Annotated in this window: 2 protein-coding genes; one reads left to right on the forward strand and one right to left on the reverse strand. The window is 72.4% G+C overall.

Annotated elements, in window-relative coordinates; translation table 11 throughout:
* On the forward strand, positions 1-423 hold a 423-nt coding region (locus ABZV34_RS39855; protein WP_356288327.1), incomplete at its 5' end, for a CoA transferase.
* Here ABZV34_RS39855 and ABZV34_RS39860 read toward each other — a convergent pair.
* The gene (locus ABZV34_RS39860; RefSeq protein ID WP_356288330.1) at positions 415-987 is read right to left on the reverse strand and encodes a TetR/AcrR family transcriptional regulator; all 573 of its coding nucleotides are present in this window, start codon (positions 985-987) and stop codon (positions 415-417) included. The two genes, ABZV34_RS39855 and ABZV34_RS39860, sit on opposite strands and share 9 nt — an antisense overlap.
* Positions 988-1,114: the final 127 nt, after the last annotated feature.

Consider the following 1,114-nt stretch of genomic DNA (forward strand, 5'->3'; position numbering starts at 1 on the left):
GGCAAGTACGTGGCCGCCGGCTCACTCGAAACGCAGTTCTTCTCGGCCCTGCTCGACGGGCTCGGTCTCGTCCCCGCCGAGCTTCCCGCGCAGGGCGACCGTGGCGGGTGGCCTGTGCTGCGGTCCCGGTTCGCGGGCAGGTTCGCCTCCGGTACCCGCGACGAGTGGGCGGAGCACTTCGCCGGAACGGACGCGTGCGTCACGCCCGTGCTCACCTTCGCCGAGGCGGGCGCGCACCCGCACATGGTGGCCCGGCGCACCTTGGTCGAGGTGGACGGCATCCTGCAGGCCGCCCCCGCGCCGCGTTTCTCGCGCACCCCGAGCAGACCGCCGTCGGCGCCCCGTGCGGCGGGCGCGGACACCGAGTCGGTGCTCCGCGACTGGGGCGTCGAGTCCTCGCCCCCGGCGGTCCGGTCAGGGTGAGACGGCGTGCACGATGAGCGAGGCCAGCTCCGCGTAGGCCTCCGCGTCGTTCAGCCCGGTGCGCGCGGCCACCTCGCCACGCTGGATCTCCTGCATGGTGGCGGCCACGACCTCGCCCACGAACGCGGCATGGACGTCACGGAACGCGCCCGCTGCGACGCCGTCCGCGATCAGCTGTCTGATCCGGGCGGCGGCGAGACGTGTGTTGGCCTCGTACACCTCACGGGCCGGTTCGAACTGGGCCATGTCGTCGAGGAATCGCCGGGACAGCGGGCGCAACCGTTCAGCGACCGCGTTCAGGTAGACCACCACGCGGTCGGCCGGCGCGGAGGTGTCCGCCACCTGCTTCTCGATGGCGCCGGCCGCCTCCCGGAAGTAGTGCTTCACCGCTTCTCGGACCAACTCCTGCTTACTGCCCGCGAGTTGGTACAGCGTTGTCTTCGAGCAGCGCAGCCGCTCGGTCAGCTCGTCGAGCGTGAACGATGCGAACCCCTCCGCCGCCAGCAAGGCGACGAGCCGTTCGAGGAGGTCTGTCTGGCGCGCTGTTCGACGTGTGGACGGCATGACCTCAGCGTAACCGCTCGCCTTCGCGGGGCCGGGTCCCGTCGGGAAGCCCGAGCCGTCGCGCTCCGCGCGGGGCCGGACCGTCCTCTTCGGCGGCCTGGCGGCTCGCACCGCTCCTCGCGGTCGG

The organism is Streptomyces sp. NPDC005195 (assembly GCF_040608315.1).
In the GTDB taxonomy this organism is placed as follows: Bacteria; Actinomycetota; Actinomycetes; order Streptomycetales; family Streptomycetaceae; genus Streptomyces; species Streptomyces kaempferi.

Excerpts from the sequence above, each read along its gene's own strand:
- ABZV34_RS39860 (WP_356288330.1), bottom strand. The coding sequence starts at position 987 with ATGCCGTCCACACGTCGAACAGCGCGCCAGACAGACCTCCTCGAACGG.